The organism is Bradyrhizobium arachidis (assembly GCF_024758505.1).
GTDB lineage: Bacteria > Pseudomonadota > Alphaproteobacteria > Rhizobiales > Xanthobacteraceae > Bradyrhizobium > Bradyrhizobium manausense_C.
Window position 1 is genome coordinate 6,071,449 of record NZ_CP077970.1, and the last position, 20,872, is coordinate 6,092,320.

Consider the following 20,872-nt stretch of genomic DNA (forward strand, 5'->3'; position numbering starts at 1 on the left):
AGCTTGACTTATATGTCTAGACATATAATCGTGGCGAGGTTCTGTCCAGCCGGCATGAAACATGACGCGCCTGCATTTCACATCCGCGCTGCTGCCCTCGGGTTGGGCCGACGACGTGCGGCTCGACGTCGCGGACGGAACTATTGCTGGGATCAAGGTCGGCGTGGCGCCTGATGGCAAGGACGAACGCCACGGGCTGGCGGTTCCCGGAATCGCGAGCCTGCACAGCCACGCATTCCAGCGCGGCATGGCGGGACTAGCGGAAACGCGCGGCGACAGCGCCGATACGTTCTGGACCTGGCGTGAGACGATGTACCGTTTTGCGCTGGCGATGACGCCTGACGACGTCGAGAGCGTGGCAACCCTGCTCTATGTCGAAATGCTCGAGCAGGGTTTTACCCGCGTCGGCGAATTCCACTACCTCCATCACGATCACGACGGCAGGCCCTATGCCGACATCGCCGAGATGGCGACGCGCATCGCGCACGCGGCCGAGACCAGCGGTATCGGACTGACCCTGCTGCCGAGCTTTTACGCGCATGGCGGCCTTGGCGGCGCAGCGCCTCATGCCGGGCAACGCCGCTTCATCTGCTCGGTCGATCTGTTCGCCAAGCTAATGGCGGCCTCGCGCAAGGCTATCGGCACGTTGCGCGGTGCCAATATCGGGATCGCCCCGCACAGCCTGCGCGCCGTGTCGCCGGACGAACTCGCCGCAATCATTCCACTCGCAGACGGCGGACCTGTTCATATCCACGCCGCTGAGCAGACGCAGGAGGTCGAGGACTGTCTCGCCTGGTCGGGTCAGCCGCCGGTCGAATGGCTGCTTGACCATGCGCCCGTCGATCGGCGCTGGTGCCTCATTCATGCGACCCACACCACGCCGGCGGAGATCACCGCGTTTGCCGAGGCTGGCGCCGTCGCGGGCCTCTGCCCCATCACCGAAGGAAGCCTCGGCGACGGCATCTTTCCGGCACGCGAATTCGTCAGCGCCGGCGGCCGCTTCGGCGTCGGCACGGATTCCAATGTACTGGTCGGCGTCGCGGATGAGTTGCGCCAGCTCGAATATGGTCAGCGGCTGACGCATCGCGAACGCAATGTGCTATCGGGCGGCCCCGGCGTTTCGACGGGACGCGCGCTGCTCGATGGTGCGCTCGCCGGCGGCGCGCAGGCGCTGGCGCAACCGATCGTGGGGCTCGCGGTCGGCGCACGTGCCGATATCGTCACGCTCGACACCAACCATCCCTCCCTTGCCGGGCGTCGCCGCGACGCCGTGCTCGACGGCTGGATCTTTGGCACCCAGGCCGGCGCGATCGACTGCGTCTGGGCCGATGGCAAGAAGCTCGTCGAGGGCGGACAGCATCGGCTGCGCGGCACGGCGCGCGAGAGGTTCGCAACGACGGTGCGGAGGCTCGTCGCATGAGCCTCAGCCTCGATCGCGACAAGGCCGCGGACAAGCCGACGCTCTACAAGAAAATCCGGCAGGACATCGAGAGCCGCATCCTGACCGGCGAGTGGCCACCCGGCCATCGCATCCCCTTCGAGCATCAGCTGATGGCGCGCTACGGCTGCTCGCGCATGACCGTCAACAAGGCGCTGTCGGAGCTCGCGCAGGCCGATCTGATCGAGCGCCGGCGGCGCGCCGGCAGCTTTGTGCGCCGTCCGCAACATTTGTCGGCTGTGCTCAAGATCGCTGACATCCGCGCCGAGATCACCGCACTCGGGCGCGCTTACGGTTACGAGTTGATCCGCTGCACGCGCCGCGCGGCCAATGCCGCCGATCGCGAACGCCTCGGCGTGCGCAAGACCGGCAAGGTGATCGCGATTTCCTGCCGCCACTGCGCCGATGACGTGCCCTTCGCCGTCGAGGATCGCCTGATCGACCTTGAATCCGTGCCCGAAGCCGCCAAAGCCGATTTCGCGGCCGAGCCGCCCGGCTCCTGGCTGCTTCACCATGTCCCATGGACCGAGGCCGAACACACGATCAGCGCTATTGTTGCAGACGACCACACGGCAGCAGCACTCGATATCGCTGTTGGCGCGCCCTGCCTCGTGATCGATCGCCACACCTGGCGCAGCGCGCGCACGATCACCGCTGTGCGCTTGCTCTATCCCGGTGACTCCCACCGCCTCACCGCTCGCTTCAAGGGAGGCTGAGAGACGCAAGAGTGCGGCACAGATTATGCAACAGCGGATCACACAAAACGGCGCAGACATTCGCTGACACGGAAGAAGACAAGCAGGACGACAAACCAGAGTTCGGCAAGAGGACCATCATCATGCGTAGTACCAAGATCGTTGCGACAATCATTGCACTCGGCGTATCCGCCCCAGCGCTCGCCGACGACGTCAAGGTCGGCATCGGCATTTCCGGCTGGACCGGCTTTGCGCCGCTGACGCTGGCGAACCAGGCCGGCATCTTCAAGAAGAACGGGCTCGACGTCACCATCAAGAAGATCCCGCAGAAGGATCGCCATCTCGCCATCGCGTCGGGCGACATCCAGTGCGCGGCCACGACGGTCGAGACCTGGATTTCCTGGAACGCCAACGGCGTTGCGACCAAGCAGATTTTCCAGCTCGACAAGAGCTTTGGCGCCGACGGCATGGCCGTGCGCAACGACGTTGCCGCGATCAAGGATCTGAAGGGCAAGACGGTTGCGGCATCCGCGCCGGGCACCTCGCCCTATTTCGCGCTCGCCTGGATTCTGAAGAAGAACGGGCTGACGGTGAAGGACGTGACGGTCGTGAACCTCGAGCCCGCCGCAGCCGCGCAGGCCTTCGTCTCCGGTCAGAACGACGCCGCGATGACCTATGAGCCCTATCTCTCCACGGTGCGCGCCGCTCCCGACAAGGGCAAGATCATCGCCACCACGCTCGACTATCCCATGGTCATGGACACCTTTGGCTGCACGCCAAAATTCCTGAGCGAGAACCCGAAGGCCGCCCAGGCGCTCGCCAACAGCTACTTCGAGGCGCTCGACATGATCGCCAAGGACCAGGCCAAGTCCTACGAGATCATGGGCGCCGACGTGAAGCAGACCGGCGAGCAGTTCGGCAACTCGGCAAAATATCTGCGCTGGCAGGACAAGGCCGCCAACCAGAAGTTCTTCGCGAGCGAGTTCCTGACCTTCAACAAGGAAGCCGCCGACCTCCTGCTCGAGATCGGTATCATCAAGTCCGCGCCGAAGGTCGAAGACCTCTTCGACGCTAGCTTCATCAAGTAACGCCGGCCGCGTCTTCGTCCTGCTTCACACTCCGTGAAGCGGGACCTGCGCGTTCGATCCACGCTCTCGGAACCTCTCCCGTGATACGCCCCCTGGATCCTGTCACCTCTCGGCAACGCGCGGCTTATGGCCTCGCGTTCTTCATTCTTTTCGTCCTCCTCTGGTCATGGGCAACGTTCGGCGGCTACGTCTCGAAGACGTTTCTCGCCAATCCCCTGACCATGGTGCAGGAGAGTTTTGAGCTTCTCACAAAGCATGGTTTCCTGTTCGACATCGGCATGACGATCTGGCGCGTGGTCGGCGGCTTTGCGCTGGCGGCGCTCATCGCAGTACCGATCGGCGTTTTGATGGGCGCCTACAAGCCGATCGAGGCCTTCCTCGAACCTTTCGTGTCCTTTGCGCGTTATCTGCCCGCCTCCGCCTTCATTCCGCTGTTGATCCTGTGGGCGGGCATCGGCGAACTGCAAAAGCTGCTCGTCATCTTCATCGGTGCGGTGTTCCAGATCATCCTGATGATCGCGGTCACCGTTGGCGGCACACGGCGCGACCTGGTCGAAGCCGCCTATACGCTCGGCGCCGGCGACGGCGGCATCATCCGCCGCGTGCTGCTGCCCTCCTCCGCGCCGGAGATCGCCGAAATCCTTCGCCTGGTACTCGGCTGGGCCTGGACCTATGTCATCGTCGCCGAGTTGATCGGCTCGTCGTCCGGCATCGGCCACATGATCACCGACAGCCAGGCGTTGCTCAACACCGGGCAGATCATTTTCGGCATCATCGTGATCGGGTTGATCGGCCTGATCTCGGACTTCCTGTTCAAGGCCTTCAACGCCTGGCTGTTCCCGTGGAAGCTCGCATGACGAAGCTCAGGATCGACCAGGTCTCCCGCACCTTCCCCGCCCGCGCCGGCCACGCGCCGACGCGCGCGCTCGAGCCGACCAATCTCGACGTCGGCGACAACGACTTTGTCACGATCCTCGGCCCCTCCGGGTGCGGAAAATCCACGCTGCTGCGCATCGTTGCCGGCCTCGACCGTCCGACCAGCGGGCGCGTCACGCTTGACGGGCGCGAGGTCACCGGCCCCGGCGCGGATCGCGGCATGGTGTTCCAGTCCTACACGCTGTTTCCCTGGCTCACCGTGCGCGAGAACATCGCCTTCGGGCTGCGCGAACGCGGCGTCTCGCAGGACGAGCGCCACAAAATTGCTGATGGCTTCATCAAGCAGGTCGGCTTGTCCGGCTTCGAGAACCACTGGCCAAAGCAGCTCTCCGGCGGCATGCAACAGCGCACGGCGATCGCGCGTGCGCTCGCCAACGATCCCAAGATACTTTTGCTCGACGAGCCCTTTGGCGCGCTCGACAACCAGACCCGCGCGCTGATGCAGGAGATGCTGCTCGGCATCTGGGAGCGCGACCAGAAGACCGTGCTGTTCGTCACCCACGACATCGAGGAAGCGATCTTCCTCGGCAGCCGCGTCGTCGTGATGAGCGCACGTCCCGGCCGCATCAAGGCCGATATTCGCATCGACCTGCCGCATCCGCGCTCCTACAAGATCAAGACCACGCCGGAATTCACCGCGTTGAAGGAACGGCTGGTCGAGGAAATCCGCACCGAGGCTTTGAAGGTCGCTGCCCATGCCTGACGATCGTTTCGACGGCGCGCGCGTACTCGCCGATCTCAACGCGCTACGGGCGATCGGTACCTACAAGACCGGCGTGCACAAGCCGACCTTTTCCGAGCCGCACAAGCAGTCCCTGGAGTGGCTAGCGCGGAAGCTGCCCGAAGCTGCGCTCAGCGCGACTATCGACGGCATCGGCAATGTCTTCGGCACCAGCACTAAGGCAGGACCCAAGCTGCTCGCCGGCTCCCATCTCGAAAGCCAGAACTATGCCGGCTGGCTCGATGGCCCGCTCGGCGTCGTCTATGCGCTCGAAGCGGCGCGCGTAATCAATTCAGATCCGAGTGCGCACGGCGCGGTCGAGGTCGCCTCGTGGTGCGATGAGGAAGGTCATTTCGGCAGCTTCCTGGGCTCACGCTCCTATGTCGGTCAGGTGACGGAGGCCGAGATCGACGCCGCGCGCGACCGAACCAATGGTCGCACCATGCGCGATGCCCTCGCCGACATGGGTCTCGCGGGACGCGCGCGCGTCGCGGTCGAGCCGGGACGGCACGTCGGATACCTGGAGGCACATATCGAGCAGGGCGACACACTCGAAAGCGGCAAGCTCGCGATCGGCGTCGTGACCTCTATCGTCGGCATCTGGCAATACAGGATCAATTTCATCGGTGAACAGAACCACGCCGGCACCACGCGCATGGCCGTGCGCAAGGATGCCGGCCTGGCAATGGCCAGATTCTGCGTAGCGATCGACGAGCGCTTCCCCGGAGCGCGCGGTCCGCGCACGGTGTGGACCACCGGCCGCATCACGCTCGATCCCGGCGCGCCGAGCATCATTCCCGGCGGCGCCGAGATGTTGTTCCAGATCCGCGACGACAATCCGGCCGTCATCGCGCGGCTGGAGGAGTTGCTGCGAGCGATGGCGGCCGAGGCCACCGCGAAGGGCCCCTGCACCGTTACCGTGGAAAAAATCCGCACTGGCGCGCCCGCCATGATGAACCCGGGCATTCGGGACGCAATCGAAGCCGCAAGCAAGGCTCTGGCCGACGGACGTTCCATCCACATGCCCAGCGGCGCCGGCCATGATGCGCAGATGCTCGCGACCGTGATGCCGGCGGGCATGCTGTTCGTGCCGTCGATCGGCGGCATCAGCCATCACTGGACCGAGAACACTGCTGATGCCGACATCGTTACGGGTGCACAGGTGTTCGTCGATGCCTGCCGGCGCATTTTGGCAGGTTAGGCGCTACGCGCCGCCTTCGCGGCCAAAGCGCTCGACCAGAAAATCGATGAACAGCCGCACCTTCACCGAGAGGTGCCGCGTCGGCGGGTAGACGGCGTAGAGTGCGAGCGGCGGCGCCGCGTATTTTTCGAGCACCGGCCGCAACTCTTTGCGCTTCAGCGCATCCTCCGCAATGAAGGTCGGCAGCAGCGCGAGACCCCTGCCCTTGATCGCGACGTCGCGCAACACCTCTGCATTGTTGACGCAGAGCGACCAGGCGGGCTGGATCCAGTGCACGCCGTCCTTTCCCGTCAGCTTCCACTGATTGCCGGTGAGCAGAAAACCGTAGGTCAGCGAGACATGCATGCGCAGATCCTGCGGATGGCTAGGGGTGCCATGACGCCTGAGATAGTCCGGCGAGGCGCAGATCGACCGCTCGACCGGCATGATCTTGCGCGCGATCAGGCTGGAGGATTCGAGCTCGGCAATGCGCAGCGTCACGTCAAAGCCGTCCTGCACGGGATCGAGCAGATCGTCGCTGAGCACGAGCTGAAGCTGAAGCTCCGGATACTTCGTCATGAAATCGGCGAGCACCGGCCCGAGCCGCATCGTGCCGAACGACATCGGCGCATTCACGCGCAACAGCCCGCGCGGCGCCGACTGCGATTGCGTCACGGCCTGATCGGCGGCCTCGATCTCGCCGAGAATGACCAGCGCACGCTCGTAATATTGCTGGCCGTTCTCAGTCGGGCTCGCATGCCGCGTGGTGCGGTTGAGCAATTGCACGCCGAGGCTCTCCTCGAGGTCGGCGATGTATTTTGAGATCGCCGAGCGCGACAGCCGCAATTGCCGGCCGGCCTCGGCGAAGCTGCCGCTGTCGACCACTTTCACGAAGGCCCGGAGGCTCGCGAGCTTATCCACCTGGGCGGCTCGATTGTTTCCAAATCGTAGACATAGCCGTCATAAAAGCACGGATTGTCGCCAAAACAAAGCTGCACGATATTTCCTGCCAGAGCGAAACTGCTCCCCAAGCTTTGGAGGATGAGATGTCAGGACTTCATCACGTCACCGCGATCGCCGGCGACCCCATCAGGAATTTCGGCTTCTACACGCGCGATCTCGGCCTGCGCTTCGTCAAGAAGACCGTCAATTTCGATGATCCCGGCACCTATCATTTCTATTACGGCGACGAGACCGGCCGCCCCGGCACGATCCTGACGTTCTTCCCCTGGCAGGGCGTACCGGCCGGGCGCCGCGGCGTCGGCGAGACGCATCAGACCGCGTTCCGCGTGCCGCAGCGCTCGCTCGGCTACTGGACCCAGCGCTTCACCGAAAAGGGTATCCGCTACGAGGCGCTCGAAAAGCGTTTTGGCGAGTCCGTGCTGCCGTTCACCGATCCCGATGGCATGGCGCTGGCGCTCGTCGGCGTGGCCAGTGCGGAGAACGAGCCTGCCTGGAGCAATGGCGAGGTGCCGGCCGAGCATGCGATCCGCGGCTTCCACGGCGTGACGCTGCTGCTCGACGATGCCGCAAAGACGGGTGCCATCTTGACCGACGTGCTCGGCTTCAAGGAGATCGCGCGCGAAGGTTCTGTCATCCGCTTCAAGGCGCCAGGGGACGTGGAAGGCAGCGTGGTCGACATCTACCAGGCCAAGGGCTTTCTGCGCGGGCATCAGGGCGGCGGCTCCGTGCATCACATCGCCTTCCGCGCGGCCGATGACGCCGAACAGGGCGCGATGGCGCAAAAGCTCGTCGACAGGCACGGCCTGCGCCCCACCGAGCAGCGCGATCGTAACTACTTCCGTTCGATCTACTTCCGCGAGCCCGGTGGCGTGCTGTTCGAGATCGCAACCGACATCCCCGGCTTCGCAGTCGATGAGCCCGTGGCAACGCTCGGCCGCGACCTGAAGCTGCCCGGCTTCCTGGAGCCGCATCGCAAGCAAATCGAGGGCGTGTTGCCCAACCTGGAAGAGACCGCGTCATGACCGACGAGACCGCATTCACCTATCGCTTCGAGCCGGGCTCCAAGCCCGGCGCGCCGCCCCTGCTCCTGCTGCACGGCACCGGCGGCGACGAGAACGATCTGCTGCCGCTCGGCGGCATGATATCGCCCGGCTCCGCTTTGCTCTCGCCGCGCGGCCGCGTGCTCGAGCACGGCATGCCGCGTTTCTTTCGCCGGCTGGCGGAAGGCGTGTTTGACGAAGACGACGTTCGCAAGCGCGCGCTGGAGCTCGGTGCGTTCGTCGCGGATGCGCGGCAGCGCCGTGGCATCGCGCAACCGGTCGCCGTGGGCTTCTCCAACGGCGCCAACATCGCCGCAGCGCTCCTGTTGATGAAGCCGGATGCGCTTGCAGGCGCGATCCTGCTCCGCGCGATGGTGCCGCTCTCGGATCCGCCGCAGGCAAAGCTCAATGGCAAGCCGGTCTTGCTGCTGTCGGGACAAGCCGACCCGATCGTGCCTGCGCACAACTCGGCGAAGCTTGCCACGCTGCTCTCTGACGCAGGCGCTCATGTCGACCACAAAATCCTGCCGGCCGGCCATCAGCTCTCGCAGGCCGACGTGATGCTGGCACGCGACTGGATCGGCGGTGTCGACGCGCGCGCCGCCTGATCAACACAGGGCGGCGCGTCGGCCGACGACGATGCGCCGCCTTTGGTTACCGGCGCCCGCCACAACCAGCCCGTGCGTGCCGCGCACGTTGCGCCGGCGTCGTTAACGACAGTGATTTGTCGTCCTGCACCCTATTTTTTTGCGTTGGTGAACGTGCGCGGATTCAACGCTGCAGCTTCGCGGCGTTGCTTTGCCTGACGTCAGCCCGGCGCGTGGAGCGGTAATAAACTACAGCCCACAACGTCGAACGGCAGATGATCGCGCCAGGACGCATCGGGAAAAACCTGCAAACTACAGGGACGCTGAAAAGCTCGGCAAGGTCTACTCCGAATAGACTTGCCTGTACTTGCCGAACTACTTCGGCGCCGACCAAGCGGTCCGGCGGGCGAGCAGCGTCTCGCCGCTGCAGGATGTTTCCCGTCATTTCATTGTACTTCCGGCCCGCCGATTCCGATGATAGCGTCACAGATATTTACGTATTTTTAATTTTTTGATGGTGGGGCGTTGAATAAAGCCTTCGGCGATTCATTCAACCTGTCGTCCTCTCACCCAGAGACATTTTCCTCGGGGCACGACGCTGGTCATGCTGTCATCGTACCGGATGCGCATCTCCTGTTCTCGGGAGAATATGCGCGCGCCGGGCGCGATCTCATTATCTCCGACGAACATCACCGCTTCACGGTGCCGAACTATTTCGTGGGCACCAAGCATCCGGCGCTGGTGTCGCCCGAGGGTGCGCCGCTCGATCCGAGGGTAATCGAGGCCTACACCGCACACACCGCTTACGCACAGGCCACTGATCCCGCCGCATCCGCCGGCAAGGTGGTCGGCCATGTCGTGAAGATGACCGGCAGCGCGAGCATCGTGCGCAACGGCGTCTCCATCGTCGTCAACACCGGCGACGTCATCTATCAGAACGACCTCGTCCAGACCGGCAGCAACTCGACGCTCGGCCTCGTGCTGGAAGACGGCGGCGCGTTCAACCTGTCCGCCAATTCGCGGTTCATGCTGAACGAGCTGACCTACGATCCCACCAGCAGCTCGAACAGCGCACTGCTCACGCTGGTGCAGGGCGCGGCGAGCTTCGTCGCCGGCCAGGTCGCCAAGAGCGGCGACATGAAGGTTGCGACGCCCGTTGCGACCATGGGCATTCGCGGCACCGCCGTCATCCTCGACATCAACTCGACCGACGGCAAGGTGTCGATCTCGGTCGTCGATCAGCAGGACGGCCAGGTCCACGCCGTGCAGGTCTACAACACGGCCGGCGTCCTGATCGGCACGGTGACGAGCAACGGCAACTCGCTCACGCTGACGCCGACCGCGACCTTCGAGGTCATCGCCCAGGAGAGCAACAAGACACCGGCCCAGGTCGCGCAGGAATTCGCCGCCTTCCAGCAAGCGCTCAGCACCTACGACGCCGGCAAGCAGCTCTTCCCGAACCTGCCGCAGCACACCGAGAACACCGGCGGCAACGGCAACAATGCCAGCCCGAACACGCCAACAAAGTTTGCCGGCAGTCCGCCACTCAATCCTCCCGGCACCGAATATCATCCGCCGGCGGGCACAACGAGCGGGCAGAACACCGGCAACGGTACGCCGACCCAGGTCGTAATCAACAACACGCCTCCCTCAGGCGGATCGCCTACCTCGACGCCCACCTCGTCCGACCCCATCCCGATCCCGGTCAAGGCCTCGGCGATCCCGTTCGTGGTAACGCCGCCGACGCTGTCCACCATCTCCTCAGGCGCAGGAGATCATTTCGGCCCGGTGATGAGCGCCAGCGGCGACGTGGTCTACGACCCCGACGGCGCGATCTATTTCTACGACCGCGAGACGCAGACCACGATCACGGTCGCCTCGCCCGCCGACGGCTGGACGTACGGCGCACCGACCATCAGCATGGATGGCCGCTACATCGTCTATCAGGGCTCGAACGGCGGCAGCAGCTACGTCTTCGTCTATGGCACCGATCCCGGCGATGCCGCGCATTATCACACCCAGACCCTGATCGCGCAGGGCGGCGCTGCCGCGATCAGCGGCGACGGCAACACCATCGTTATCGAGCAGGGCGGCGGCAACATTGCCATCTACGATCTGCAGGGAACGCTGAAGGGAACGATCACGCCGCAGGCCGTCGGCGGCGGCACGCTGTGGCGGCCCGCGATCAGCGCCGACGGTCATGTCATCACGTTCTGGAGCTCGGATTCCGGTGCGCCCGGCGGTTCAGGCCATCTCTATGCCTTCAACGTCTCGACCGCTACGCTCACCGAGATCGCCAGCACCTCGAGCGGCGCCGGGACGAGCGCCGTCTCCGTCAGCGCCGACGGCCATCTGATCGCCTATGCAGCAACCGACGCAAGCGGCCATTCCGAGGTCTATCTGTACGACCTCAACACCGGCCATGTGGTCTTCCATACCGCGAATGCGTCAGGCAGCAGCTACTATCCCGTGCTCAGCCCCGACGGGCATTTCATCGCGTTCACGAGCGATGCGCACGTCACGTCCGCCGACAACAACGCGTTTGCCGACATCTATATCGTCGACGTCACCAACCCGGCCTCGCCGCAATACAAGCTGGTCTCGGAAGGCAATGCTGCGGCCAGCAATGGCGGCGTTGCGATCAGCGCCGGCGGCCAGTATGTCGCGTTCGGCAGCGCCAGCCAGATCTTCTTCGCCGACCCGACGTCAGGCAAGAGCGCGATCATTCTGGAGACGACGAATTCTCCCGACATTCTGACGGCCCACGGCACCATCACGCTGACCGGCGATTTTACCGGCGTCGGGATGAGCATTACCGATGCGGACGGGCATGCGACGTCGAACTTCAGCGCGACCTTCGATGCCGCGGGTCACATCAACTGGACCTTCAGCGAAGCCAAGAGCGATTTCGCCTTCCTGTCCTACGGCGAGGACGCCACCCAGGAATTCATCATAAAACTGTCGGCCGACAACGGCACGCTGACCATTCCGGTCTTCGTCACCGTGCACGACGGTGTCCAGCCCACGATCACGCCGACCGACGCCGCGCCGATCGCCCATCCGGTCACGCTGGCGCAGAGCGACGAGAATACGCCCTACACGATCACGGCCGCCACGCTGCTTGCCGGCGTCACCGATATCGACGGCCCGTTCCCGCTCACGATCACCGCGCTCAATATCGCAAGCGGCGGCGGTACGCTGGTCGACAACCATAACGGCACCTGGACCTATGCGCCCGCGGAAAACTACAGCGGTCCCGTCAAATTTGGCTATACCGCGTCCGACGGCACGCTGAGCGCGAGCTCGACCGCAAGCCTCAACATCTCCGCCGCCGATCAGCCCCCGGTCGCGGGACCGATGACGCTGGCGCAGGGCGCCGAGGATACGGCCTACACGATCAACGCATCCGACCTTCTCGCCGGCGTGAGCGATCCGGACGGACCGTTCCCGCTGTCGATCACGGCGCTCAGCATCGCCAGCGGCGGCGGCGCACTGGTCGACAATCATGACGGCACCTGGACTTACACGCCGGTTGCCAATTACAACGGCCCGGTCAGCTTCAACTACACCGCGTCCGACGGCACGCTGGCATCGAGCGCGACCGCCAGCCTGAACCTTGCGCCGGTGAACGACGCACCGACGATCGCCGGCGGCTCGGTCGTTGCCGGAACGGTCGACGTTCCCGTCACGACGGGCGGCAGCGGCAGCCACACCGCCGGCGCGGACCTGATCCTCAACGCCGGCTCCGGGCTGATCAGCGGACTGAACGGCCATTCCGGCTACGGCACGCTGGCACTGTCAGCGGGCGACGACAACTCGTCCGGCGCGATCGACATCACCTCGGTGTTCGGTACCGGTGGTATCAACTTCTTCGGCCACGCCTACACCTCGCTCTACGTCAACAACAACGGCAACATCACCTTCAACGGGCCGAACTCCACCTTCACGCCGAGCCAGATCAATGCCGGCTTCGGCAACCCGATCATCGCGCCGTTCTGGGCCGACGTTGATACGCGCGGCGCCGGGCACGTCTATTACGACCTCGATCCCGTCGACGGGGTGATGACCATCACCTGGGACCATGTCGGCTACTACGCCGGGCACACGGACCGGCTGAACTCGTTCCAGGTCGTGCTGGTGAACGAGGGCGGCGGCAATTTCGACATCGTCTATCGCTACGCCGGCATTGAGTGGACGACCGGCGACGCCAGCGGCGGTCAACCCGCCCGTGCCGGCTATTCGGCTGGCGACGGCAGCCACTATTTCGAGCTCCCCGCCTCCGGCAACGTCTCGGCGCTGCTGGCGCTGCCGACGACCGAGGGCAACACCCATGTCGGCGGCGTGGACGAATTCGACGTCCGCAACGGCGAGGTCGGCCCGCCTTCGCTGACGACGAACGGCACCATCAACTTCTCCGACATCGAGCCGAACGACGTCCATTCCATCCAGAGCGTGACCTATACCGGCGCGGGTGACGCGCTCGGAACGCTGCACTTCACCAAGGTGTCGGACACGACGGGGACCGGCACCGGCGGGCAGTTTACCTGGACTTACACCACCGATCCCGTCGCGGCGCGTGCAGCGCTCGACGCCCTCCCTGATCATACCAAGACGGAAACGTTCGACGTCGTCATCACCGACGGCGACAAGACCGTAACCCAGACCATCACGGTCACGCTCAATGAAACCGGCGATCATGCGCCGGTCGCCTCCGCCGTGACGCTGGCAGCCGGCACGGAGGACACGGCCTATACGGTGCACGCCTCCGATCTGCTTGCCGGCGTCACCGACAGCGACGGCCCATTCCCGCTGTCCGTCACCGCGCTCAGCGTTGCCAGCGGCGGCGGCACCCTCACCGATCATCACGACGGCACCTGGACCTACACACCGGCCACGGACTACAACGGCGCCGTCAGCTTCAACTACACGGCCTCCGACGGAACCCTGACTTCGAGCTCGACGGCGAGCCTGACACTGGCCCCGGTTGACGATGCGCCCGTTGCGATCCCGGTGACGCTGATCGCCGGTACGGAAGACACCGCCTATACCATTCATGCCTCTGCCCTGCTTGCGGGCGTGAGCGATGTCGACGGGCCCGTCCCGCTGTCGATATCAGCCCTCTCCGTGGCAAGCAGCGGCGGCAGCCTCGTCGCCAATGACGACGGCACCTGGACCTATACGCCGGCGGCCAACTACAACGGCCTGGTCAGCTTCAATTACACCGCCTCAGATGGGACGCTGGTTTCAAGCTCCACCGCGAACTTGACGCTCACCGCGGTCAACGATCTGCCGAGCGGATCGGTCACGATCGACGGGATATTCCATGCGAACGAAGTGCTGGCAGCGAATACGTCGACGCTTGCGGACGCCGACGGCCTTGGCGCGCTCACCTATCAGTGGCAGCGCGACGGCATCGACATCAGCCTCCAGACCGGCAGCACCTATACGCTGACGGCCGGTGACGTCGGTCACAGCATCGATGTGATCGTGCGCTACACTGACGGCCAGGGTAACGCTACGAGCCTCACCAGCGCCGCGACGCCGCCGATCGCGCCTGCCAGCACCATCGCCGGCGACAACGGCAACAACACGCTGACGGGCACAAACGCCAACGACGCGCTCCAGGGTTTTGGCGGCGACGACACGATCATCGGTCTCGATGGCGTCGATCGTGCGGTTTACACCGATGCCAGCGGCGGTATCACCGCCGATCTCGCGGCCGGAACGGTCACCGGGCCCGGCGTCGGCAGCGACACGCTGACCGGCATCGAGGCGATCCAGGGCAGCAACTTCGTCGATCACTACACCGCCACCGGCTTCAACGGCGCCGCAAACGTTCCGGGCGTGCCGGCCGGCTTCAACAGTTTTGAAGGCATGGGCGGCGACGACATCATCACCGGCAACGTCAATATCCAGGGCCAGATCCTCACCCGCATTTCCTATCTCAGCGCGACTTCGGGCGTGACCGTCGACCTCGCGTCGGGCATTGCCAGCGGTGACGCCTCGGTCGGCACCGACCACTTCACCAACGTCAATTCGATCATCGGATCGAGTTCCGCGGACAATTTGTCGGGTAGCAACAATCCCAACGGCACGTACGAGCAGTTCGACGGGCGCGGCGGCGACGATTTGATCGACGGCCGTGGCGGCTACGATTTCGCGGTCTACAATAACGACCCCGCCACGACGTCCGGAATCTCCGTCGATCTCGCCGGCGGCAAGGTCTATGGCGACGCTTCGATCGGCACCGATACGCTGAAGAGCGTCGAAGGCGTGCGCGGCACGAATTTCGACGACACCTACGACGCCATGAATTTCAGCGGCAGCAGCACGAATGCCGGATCGAACGGCACGTTCAACAATTTCGACGGCATGGGTGGCGACGACACCATCCTCGGCAATGGCAATACGCGAATCCAGTATTCGCAGTCCACCGACGGTGTGAACGTCAACTTCGTCCTGGGAGTTGCGAGCGGCAACAGTTCCGTCGGGACCGATCATTTCAGCGGCGTCAACGCCGTGATGGGGTCGATGTTCGACGATACGTTCGTCGGCAGCAACAACAACGAGACCTTCATGGGTCTCGCCGGGGACGACTTCATCGACGGCGGCAACGGATTCGACACGGCCCTGTACAACAACATGACGTACACGACTGGTGGAATCACGGTCGATATGGCCGCCGGCACCGTGACCGGCGACGCCTCGACCGGAACCGACACGCTGCGTTCGATCGAGGCCGTTCAGGGCACGGCCTTCGCGGATACCTACGACGCCAGTCATTTTGCTCAAGCCGGGTACCTCGATCCCTCCAAGAACAACGTCGGCAACTCCGGAAGCTACAATCAGTTCGAAGGGCTTGGCGGCGACGACGTCATTACCGGCAACGGCAATACGCGCGTCGTCTATCAGAATGCCACCGGCGGTACTGGCGTCACGATCCATCTTGCTGCGGGCACCGCAGACGGCAACGCGTCGGTCGGTCACGACACGTTCTCCGCCGTGAACGCGGCAACAGGCACCAATTTCGATGACGTCTACGATGCCACCGGTTTCAACGGTGTGTTCGGACCCTACAACCAATTCGTCGGACTGGGTGGCAACGACCAGATCACCGGCAACGACTGGACCCAGCTCAACTACACGAGCGCAACCGCCGGCGTGACGATCCATCTCCAGGCCGGTACGGTCGACGGCCATTCGTCCGTCGGACACGACACGTTCTCCGGCGTCAGTTCCATCATCGGAAGCAACTACGACGACGTCTACGACGCGACGGGGTATTCCGGCGGCTCATTCGGTCCGTACAACCAGTACCTGTCGTCAGGGGGCAACGACCAGATCACCGGCAACGGCTGGACCACGCTCTCCTACCTCAATGCCACATCGGGCATCACGGCCGACATCGAGGCCGGCACCGTCGACAAGGGCGCATCGGGCCACGACTCTTTCACCGGCGTCTTGTCGATCCAGGGATCGAATTTCGCCGATACGCTGCTGGGGAGCTCAGGGGGCGACCAACTCTCGGGTTTCGCGGGCGACGATGTGATCGACGGCCGGGCTGGCAGCGATTTCCTGGCCGGCGGGTCCGGAGCGGACACGTTCGTCTATGGCGCGGGCTATGGTGCTGACGCCATCGTCGACTTCCTGCAAAGCGACGGCGACAAGATCGACCTTCGCGGGATAACCAGCGTCCACAAGTTCGCCGACCTGAACGTCAGCCAGGCCGGTCCCGACACTCTCATCGACTTCGGCAGCGGCAACACTCTCACGCTTGCGAATGTTGATCATACCCACCTCGGCGATGGCGACTTCCTCTTCGCCCCGCCGGACGCACCGCCCTCGATCTCGGGCGACCTGTCCGTGCTGATTGTCAAGGGTGGTGGCGTCGCGCTGCGGGGCCTCGCCGCGGGCACAGCGACCGCTGATCTGGTCGGCGTCGATGCCGACAACACTCCTGGCCAGCTCGTCTACACCGTCACCGGGACCCAGCATGGCCACCTCGCCAGTTCGCTTACCGGCCCGGCGATCACGAGCTTCACCCAAGCCGACGTCAACAGCCGCTCCGTCTTCTTCGTGAGCGACAGTACGACCTATGTCGGCGCCGGCGACTTCACCGTGACGCTGTCCGACGGCACCATCACGACTGCCCCGACGACGATCGGCGTCACCATCGTTGATGCGCAGCTCTCGGTGCAGACGGTCGGCGGCTTCGATTTCGACCAGGACAATCCGATCTCGGCAATGGGTCTGGGGACCATCGCGGACGGCGCTGGTGACACCGGCTTTAAGATCGAGAACCAGGGCGCGAACCGAGATTTCACCTTCACTGGCACCGGATTCACCTACGCCGGCACCGGCAGCGAGATGCACCTGACCGGCGGCATCATCACCGCCATCGTCGAGACCGGGCATGGCACGCCGCCCCAGCCCGGGTTCTCGCGCTTCGATCTCTACGTCCCTGCGGTCGACTGGATGAACGCAGTCGCCGCTGCGGCCCATGGCGACCAGAGCGTGATCGAGAATCTGACGCGCACCTGGACGTTCAATTTCAACGGCAACGCCGGGCCGGACGGGTTTGGTGCCTCGATCCTCAACGACATCTTCACCGGCAATGGCGGCGACGACACCTTCGAAGGCGATTTTGGCTACGATCGCGCCTATTACGGCAACGCCAGCGCGGCGATCAACGTCCAGCTCACCGACGGTTTCGTCACCGGCGGCTCGACCGGAACAGACACGCTGAACTCGATCGAACTGGTGACCGGCAGCGACTTTGCCGATCTCTACAATGCCGGCCCGACGCCGAACAATCCCGGCGGCTTCAGCGCGGCCAGCACCAATTCCGGCAGCACCGTCACCAGCAACACGCTTGGCCTGTTCAACGAATTCGAGGGACGCGGCGGCGACGATCAGATCTTTGGCAACGGCCAGACCCGCGTGTCGTACTACCATGCGACATCAGGGGTCACCGTCACCTTCACCGGCTGGACCAATCCGGCCTCGGGCTCGACCGGTTTCGCCGATGGCGATGCCTCGGTCGGGCACGACACCTTCGCCGGCGTGAACTGGGCCCGCGGCTCGTTCTTCGACGATACGTTCCATGGCGCGAACAATCCGAGCGGCTCGACGGAGAATTTCGAGGGGCTCGGCGGCAACGACCTGATCGACGGCGGCAGCGGTTTTGACCGGGCCGTCTATCTGGGTGCCTTCGACGGCGTCGGGGTCAATGTCCAGCTTGCCAAGGGCATCGTCACGGGCGGGCCGACGACCGGGACCGACACCCTGCTTTCGGTCGAAGCGATCCGCGGCACCAATTTTGCCGACGTCTATGACGCGAGCGGCTTCACGACGATTGCGACTGCAGACAATCCGAACGCGGGAAGCGCCGGCTTCATCACGGTCAGCGGCACTGACCGCGCCTTCAACGAGTTCGAGGGCGAGGCTGGCAACGACCTCGTCACCGGCAACGGCAACACCCGCGTGGCCTACTACCATGCCACGGCCGGCGTGGTGGCGACGCTGGGCGTCAACGGCAGCGGCACGGCCGATGGTGACGCCTCGGTTGGACACGACACCTTCATCAGCGGCGTCAGGTCGATCACCGGCGGCGAATTCAACGACATCCTCACCGGCAACGGCGGCAACAATGTGCTCGACGGCCGCGGCGGCAACGATATCCTCGATGGGCGCGCCGGCAACGACACGCTCACCGGCGGCACTGGCGCTGATATCTTCGTCTATTCCGCCGGCGGCGGCGCCGACCGCATCACGGACCTCAACCAGGCCGACGGTGACAGGATCGACCTGCGCGGCGTGCCGGGCGTCTACAGCCTTGCCGACGTGCTTGCGCTGGTTTCGACCAACGGCACTGACACCGTCATCACCTTCAGCCCGGGCAATTCCATCACGCTGGCGAACACGGCGCCCGGCAATCTCGTGGCGAGCGAGTTCATCTTCGCAGGTCCCCCCGGCTTCGTCAGCGAGATGTCGAGCGAAGGCGGCCTCGGCGTCCGCAGCGAGCATACATCGAGCGCGCCGGTCACCCTCCACATGCAGCTCAGTGCCGCCGCGTCCGGCGTCCTGACCCTTCTCGCCAACGACGTCGAGAACGGCGCCAGCCCCGAGATCGACAACGTCTTCATCAACGGCCATGCGCTCGGTCAACTGAACCAGGCCGCGGACGGCACCGATTCGACCACCGCCTTCACCATCGATCCGTCCTTCCTGGTCGAGGGCGACAATCTCATCCAGGTCGCCAACGGCAACCCCACCACCGGATGGAGCTTCACGGTCGTCGCGGCGCAATTCCAGTCGGCCACGACGGGCTTCACCTCGCTCATCGTGCCCGACGACGTGGTGCGCCAGGACTCCTCGACGCCGACCGGAAATCTCGGTGTCCGCTCGAACTGGAGCGCCGCAAATCCCGACACGTTCACGCTCGCTTTGCCGAATACCGGCACCCTGAAGAACGTGGCGCTCACGCTGCATGCGAACGACGTCGAGCTGCCAGGCACCGGCGCGCCGAACGGTGAGCTTGACCAGGTCTTCGTCAACGGCCACCTGGTCGGCTTTCTAACCCAGGCGCCCGATGCGCAGAACTCGGTCACCGTGCTCAGCGTCGACAGCGCGTTCCTGGTCAACGGCAACAATGTCGTCAGCGTCTACAATGTGAACACGGACAGCCCGGGGACCTGGAACTTCCAGATCGATCAGCTCTACTTCACGGGCGGCGTCAGCACCGCAGCCGCCGCGACACCGCCCTCCGTCGCGGTCACGGTGCAGGCATCCGACGGTTACGACTTCAGCACCGTCACGACGGACCTGCTTGCCAGCGTCATCGCGAGCTCAGCCTCGACCTCCGACCACATTTTCCTGGTCGATGCCGCCAAGGGCATCACCTTCGAGATGATCGGCACCGGCTTCACCTACAATCCGGACACCCATCATGTCACCGGCGGGACGATCAACGAGATCGACATTCTCGACAGCGCCGATCCCACCCAGACCGGCCAGGACCATGTGCTGGCGAATTCCAACGGCTGGGGTGCGGACGCCGCCACGCTGTTCAGCGCCATCAACCAGGCGAACAGCCCCATCGCGGAGACCAGTGCCTTCGGCAAGGCCATGCTCAACTCCCTCCTTACCTCGCCGATCTTCAGCTATGTCGGCAGCCGCGGTTCCGACGATCACGATGGCGCGCCGCATGACGGCGCCGACGTGTTCGTCAGCGGCAAGCATGCCGACGTCTTCAACGGCATGCCGGGCGCCTTCGGCAATAGCGATCCCGGCAGCGACACCGTCAGCTATGCGGCCGCGACCGCCGGCGTTACGGCGAACCTGCTCAATCCCGCCGGCAATACCGGTTCCGCGGCCGGCGACATCTATATCTCGATCGAGAATTTGCGCGGCACCGCCTACGACGACGCTCTGACCGGCGACGCCGGCAACAACACCCTCGAGGGCGGCGCGGGCCACAACATACTGGACGGCGGCAGCGGCGGCATCGACACCGCGAGCTATGAGCACGCGCCGACGGCCGTGAACGTCAATCTCAATTCGTCGGGCATGCAGCCGGTCGCCTCAGGGATGTTCGACCAGTTCATCAGCATCGAGGGCCTGCGCGGCTCGAGCTACGACGACACGCTGACCGGAAACGGCAACAGCATCCTGGAAGGCGGCCCCGGCGACGACAATCTGATCGGCAACACCGACGGCAGCGACACCGCAAGCTACGGGCACGCGCCGTCAGGCGTGACGGTCAATCTTGCGATCAGCGGCGCGCAGAACACCGGCGGCGCCGGAACCGACAAGCTCGCCAACATCGCCAATCTGATGGGCTCGCAATTAAACGACATCCTGGCCGGCGACAGCCACGACAATATCCTGACCGGCAACGGCGGCAACGACACCTTCGTGTTCCGGGAGGTCTCCGGCGGCATCGGCCACGACACTATCCAGGATTTCATCACCGACACCGACCACATCCAGCTCGATTACGCCGCGTTCGACGCCGGCGATCCCACGAGCTTTGCCGCGTGGCTGTCCGACCATGCGACGCAACAGGCGAATGGCGACCTGCTGGTCGACCTCAACGTGAACGGTCCCGATGTCGATACGATCCTCCTGAAGAATACGTCCATCAACAGCCTCCGCGCCAACGACTTCATCCTGCCCGCCGGTGGGGGCGGCGTCTTTGCGTGAGACAGGTTTTGTCATTGTCA

At 64.4% G+C, this 20,872-nt stretch carries 10 protein-coding genes; 9 read left to right on the forward strand and 1 reads right to left on the reverse strand.

Features of this window, described 5'->3' with window-relative positions:
* The first annotated feature begins 61 nt into the window (after positions 1-61).
* The 6 genes from KUF59_RS28125 (at position 62) to KUF59_RS28150 (ending at position 6,079) form a co-directional block, all read left to right on the forward strand.
* Positions 62-1,420: a formimidoylglutamate deiminase gene (locus tag KUF59_RS28125; RefSeq protein WP_212455450.1), complete on the forward strand. Its 1,359-nt coding sequence runs from the start codon at positions 62-64 to the stop codon at positions 1,418-1,420.
* Positions 1,417-2,154 (forward strand): histidine utilization repressor, encoded by a 738-nt coding sequence (gene hutC, locus KUF59_RS28130; protein WP_212455451.1) that lies wholly within the window; start codon positions 1,417-1,419, stop codon positions 2,152-2,154. Before KUF59_RS28125 ends, hutC begins: the two co-directional genes overlap by 4 nt.
* A gap of 122 nt (positions 2,155-2,276) precedes the next feature.
* On the forward strand, positions 2,277-3,221 hold the full coding sequence (locus KUF59_RS28135) for an ABC transporter substrate-binding protein (RefSeq protein ID WP_212455452.1): 945 nt from the start codon (positions 2,277-2,279) through the stop codon (positions 3,219-3,221).
* Between the two features lie 83 nt (positions 3,222-3,304).
* Entirely contained in the window at positions 3,305-4,078 is a 774-nt protein-coding gene (locus KUF59_RS28140; RefSeq protein WP_258770037.1) for an ABC transporter permease, read from the forward strand.
* The gene (locus tag KUF59_RS28145) at positions 4,075-4,860 is read left to right on the forward strand and encodes an ABC transporter ATP-binding protein (RefSeq protein ID WP_212455453.1); all 786 of its coding nucleotides are present in this window, start codon (positions 4,075-4,077) and stop codon (positions 4,858-4,860) included. The genes KUF59_RS28140 and KUF59_RS28145 overlap by 4 nt, the downstream gene beginning before the upstream one ends.
* On the forward strand, positions 4,853-6,079 hold the full coding sequence (locus tag KUF59_RS28150) for a Zn-dependent hydrolase (RefSeq protein WP_212455454.1): 1,227 nt from the start codon (positions 4,853-4,855) through the stop codon (positions 6,077-6,079). Before KUF59_RS28145 ends, KUF59_RS28150 begins: the two co-directional genes overlap by 8 nt.
* 3 nt (positions 6,080-6,082) lie before the next feature.
* On the opposite strand, the gene KUF59_RS28155 is transcribed toward KUF59_RS28150, so the two are convergent.
* Positions 6,083-6,979, reverse strand: coding sequence for a LysR family transcriptional regulator (locus KUF59_RS28155; RefSeq protein WP_212455455.1), 897 nt, complete (start codon positions 6,977-6,979; stop codon positions 6,083-6,085).
* Between the two features lie 125 nt (positions 6,980-7,104).
* Here KUF59_RS28155 and KUF59_RS28160 point away from each other — a divergent pair, with 125 nt between their 5' ends.
* The 3 genes from KUF59_RS28160 (at position 7,105) to KUF59_RS44090 (ending at position 20,852) form a co-directional block, all read left to right on the forward strand.
* Positions 7,105-8,043 (forward strand): ring-cleaving dioxygenase, encoded by a 939-nt coding sequence (locus tag KUF59_RS28160; protein WP_212455456.1) that lies wholly within the window; start codon positions 7,105-7,107, stop codon positions 8,041-8,043.
* Entirely contained in the window at positions 8,040-8,669 is a 630-nt protein-coding gene (locus KUF59_RS28165; protein WP_212455457.1) for an alpha/beta hydrolase, read from the forward strand. The genes KUF59_RS28160 and KUF59_RS28165 overlap by 4 nt, the downstream gene beginning before the upstream one ends.
* A gap of 504 nt (positions 8,670-9,173) precedes the next feature.
* Positions 9,174-20,852 (forward strand): cadherin-like domain-containing protein, encoded by an 11,679-nt coding sequence (locus KUF59_RS44090; protein WP_309500872.1) that lies wholly within the window; start codon positions 9,174-9,176, stop codon positions 20,850-20,852.
* Positions 20,853-20,872 lie beyond the last annotated feature (20 nt).

Excerpts from the sequence above, each read along its gene's own strand:
- KUF59_RS28145 (WP_212455453.1), top strand. The coding sequence starts at position 4,075 with ATGACGAAGCTCAGGATCGACCAGGTCTCCCGCACCTTCCCCGCCCGC.
- hutC (WP_212455451.1), top strand. The coding sequence starts at position 1,417 with ATGAGCCTCAGCCTCGATCGCGACAAGGCCGCGGACAAGCCGACGCTC.
- KUF59_RS28125 (WP_212455450.1), top strand. The coding sequence starts at position 62 with ATGACGCGCCTGCATTTCACATCCGCGCTGCTGCCCTCGGGTTGGGCC.
- KUF59_RS28160 (WP_212455456.1), top strand. The coding sequence starts at position 7,105 with ATGTCAGGACTTCATCACGTCACCGCGATCGCCGGCGACCCCATCAGG.
- KUF59_RS28150 (WP_212455454.1), top strand. The coding sequence starts at position 4,853 with ATGCCTGACGATCGTTTCGACGGCGCGCGCGTACTCGCCGATCTCAAC.
- KUF59_RS28165 (WP_212455457.1), top strand. The coding sequence starts at position 8,040 with ATGACCGACGAGACCGCATTCACCTATCGCTTCGAGCCGGGCTCCAAG.
- KUF59_RS28135 (WP_212455452.1), top strand. The coding sequence starts at position 2,277 with ATGCGTAGTACCAAGATCGTTGCGACAATCATTGCACTCGGCGTATCC.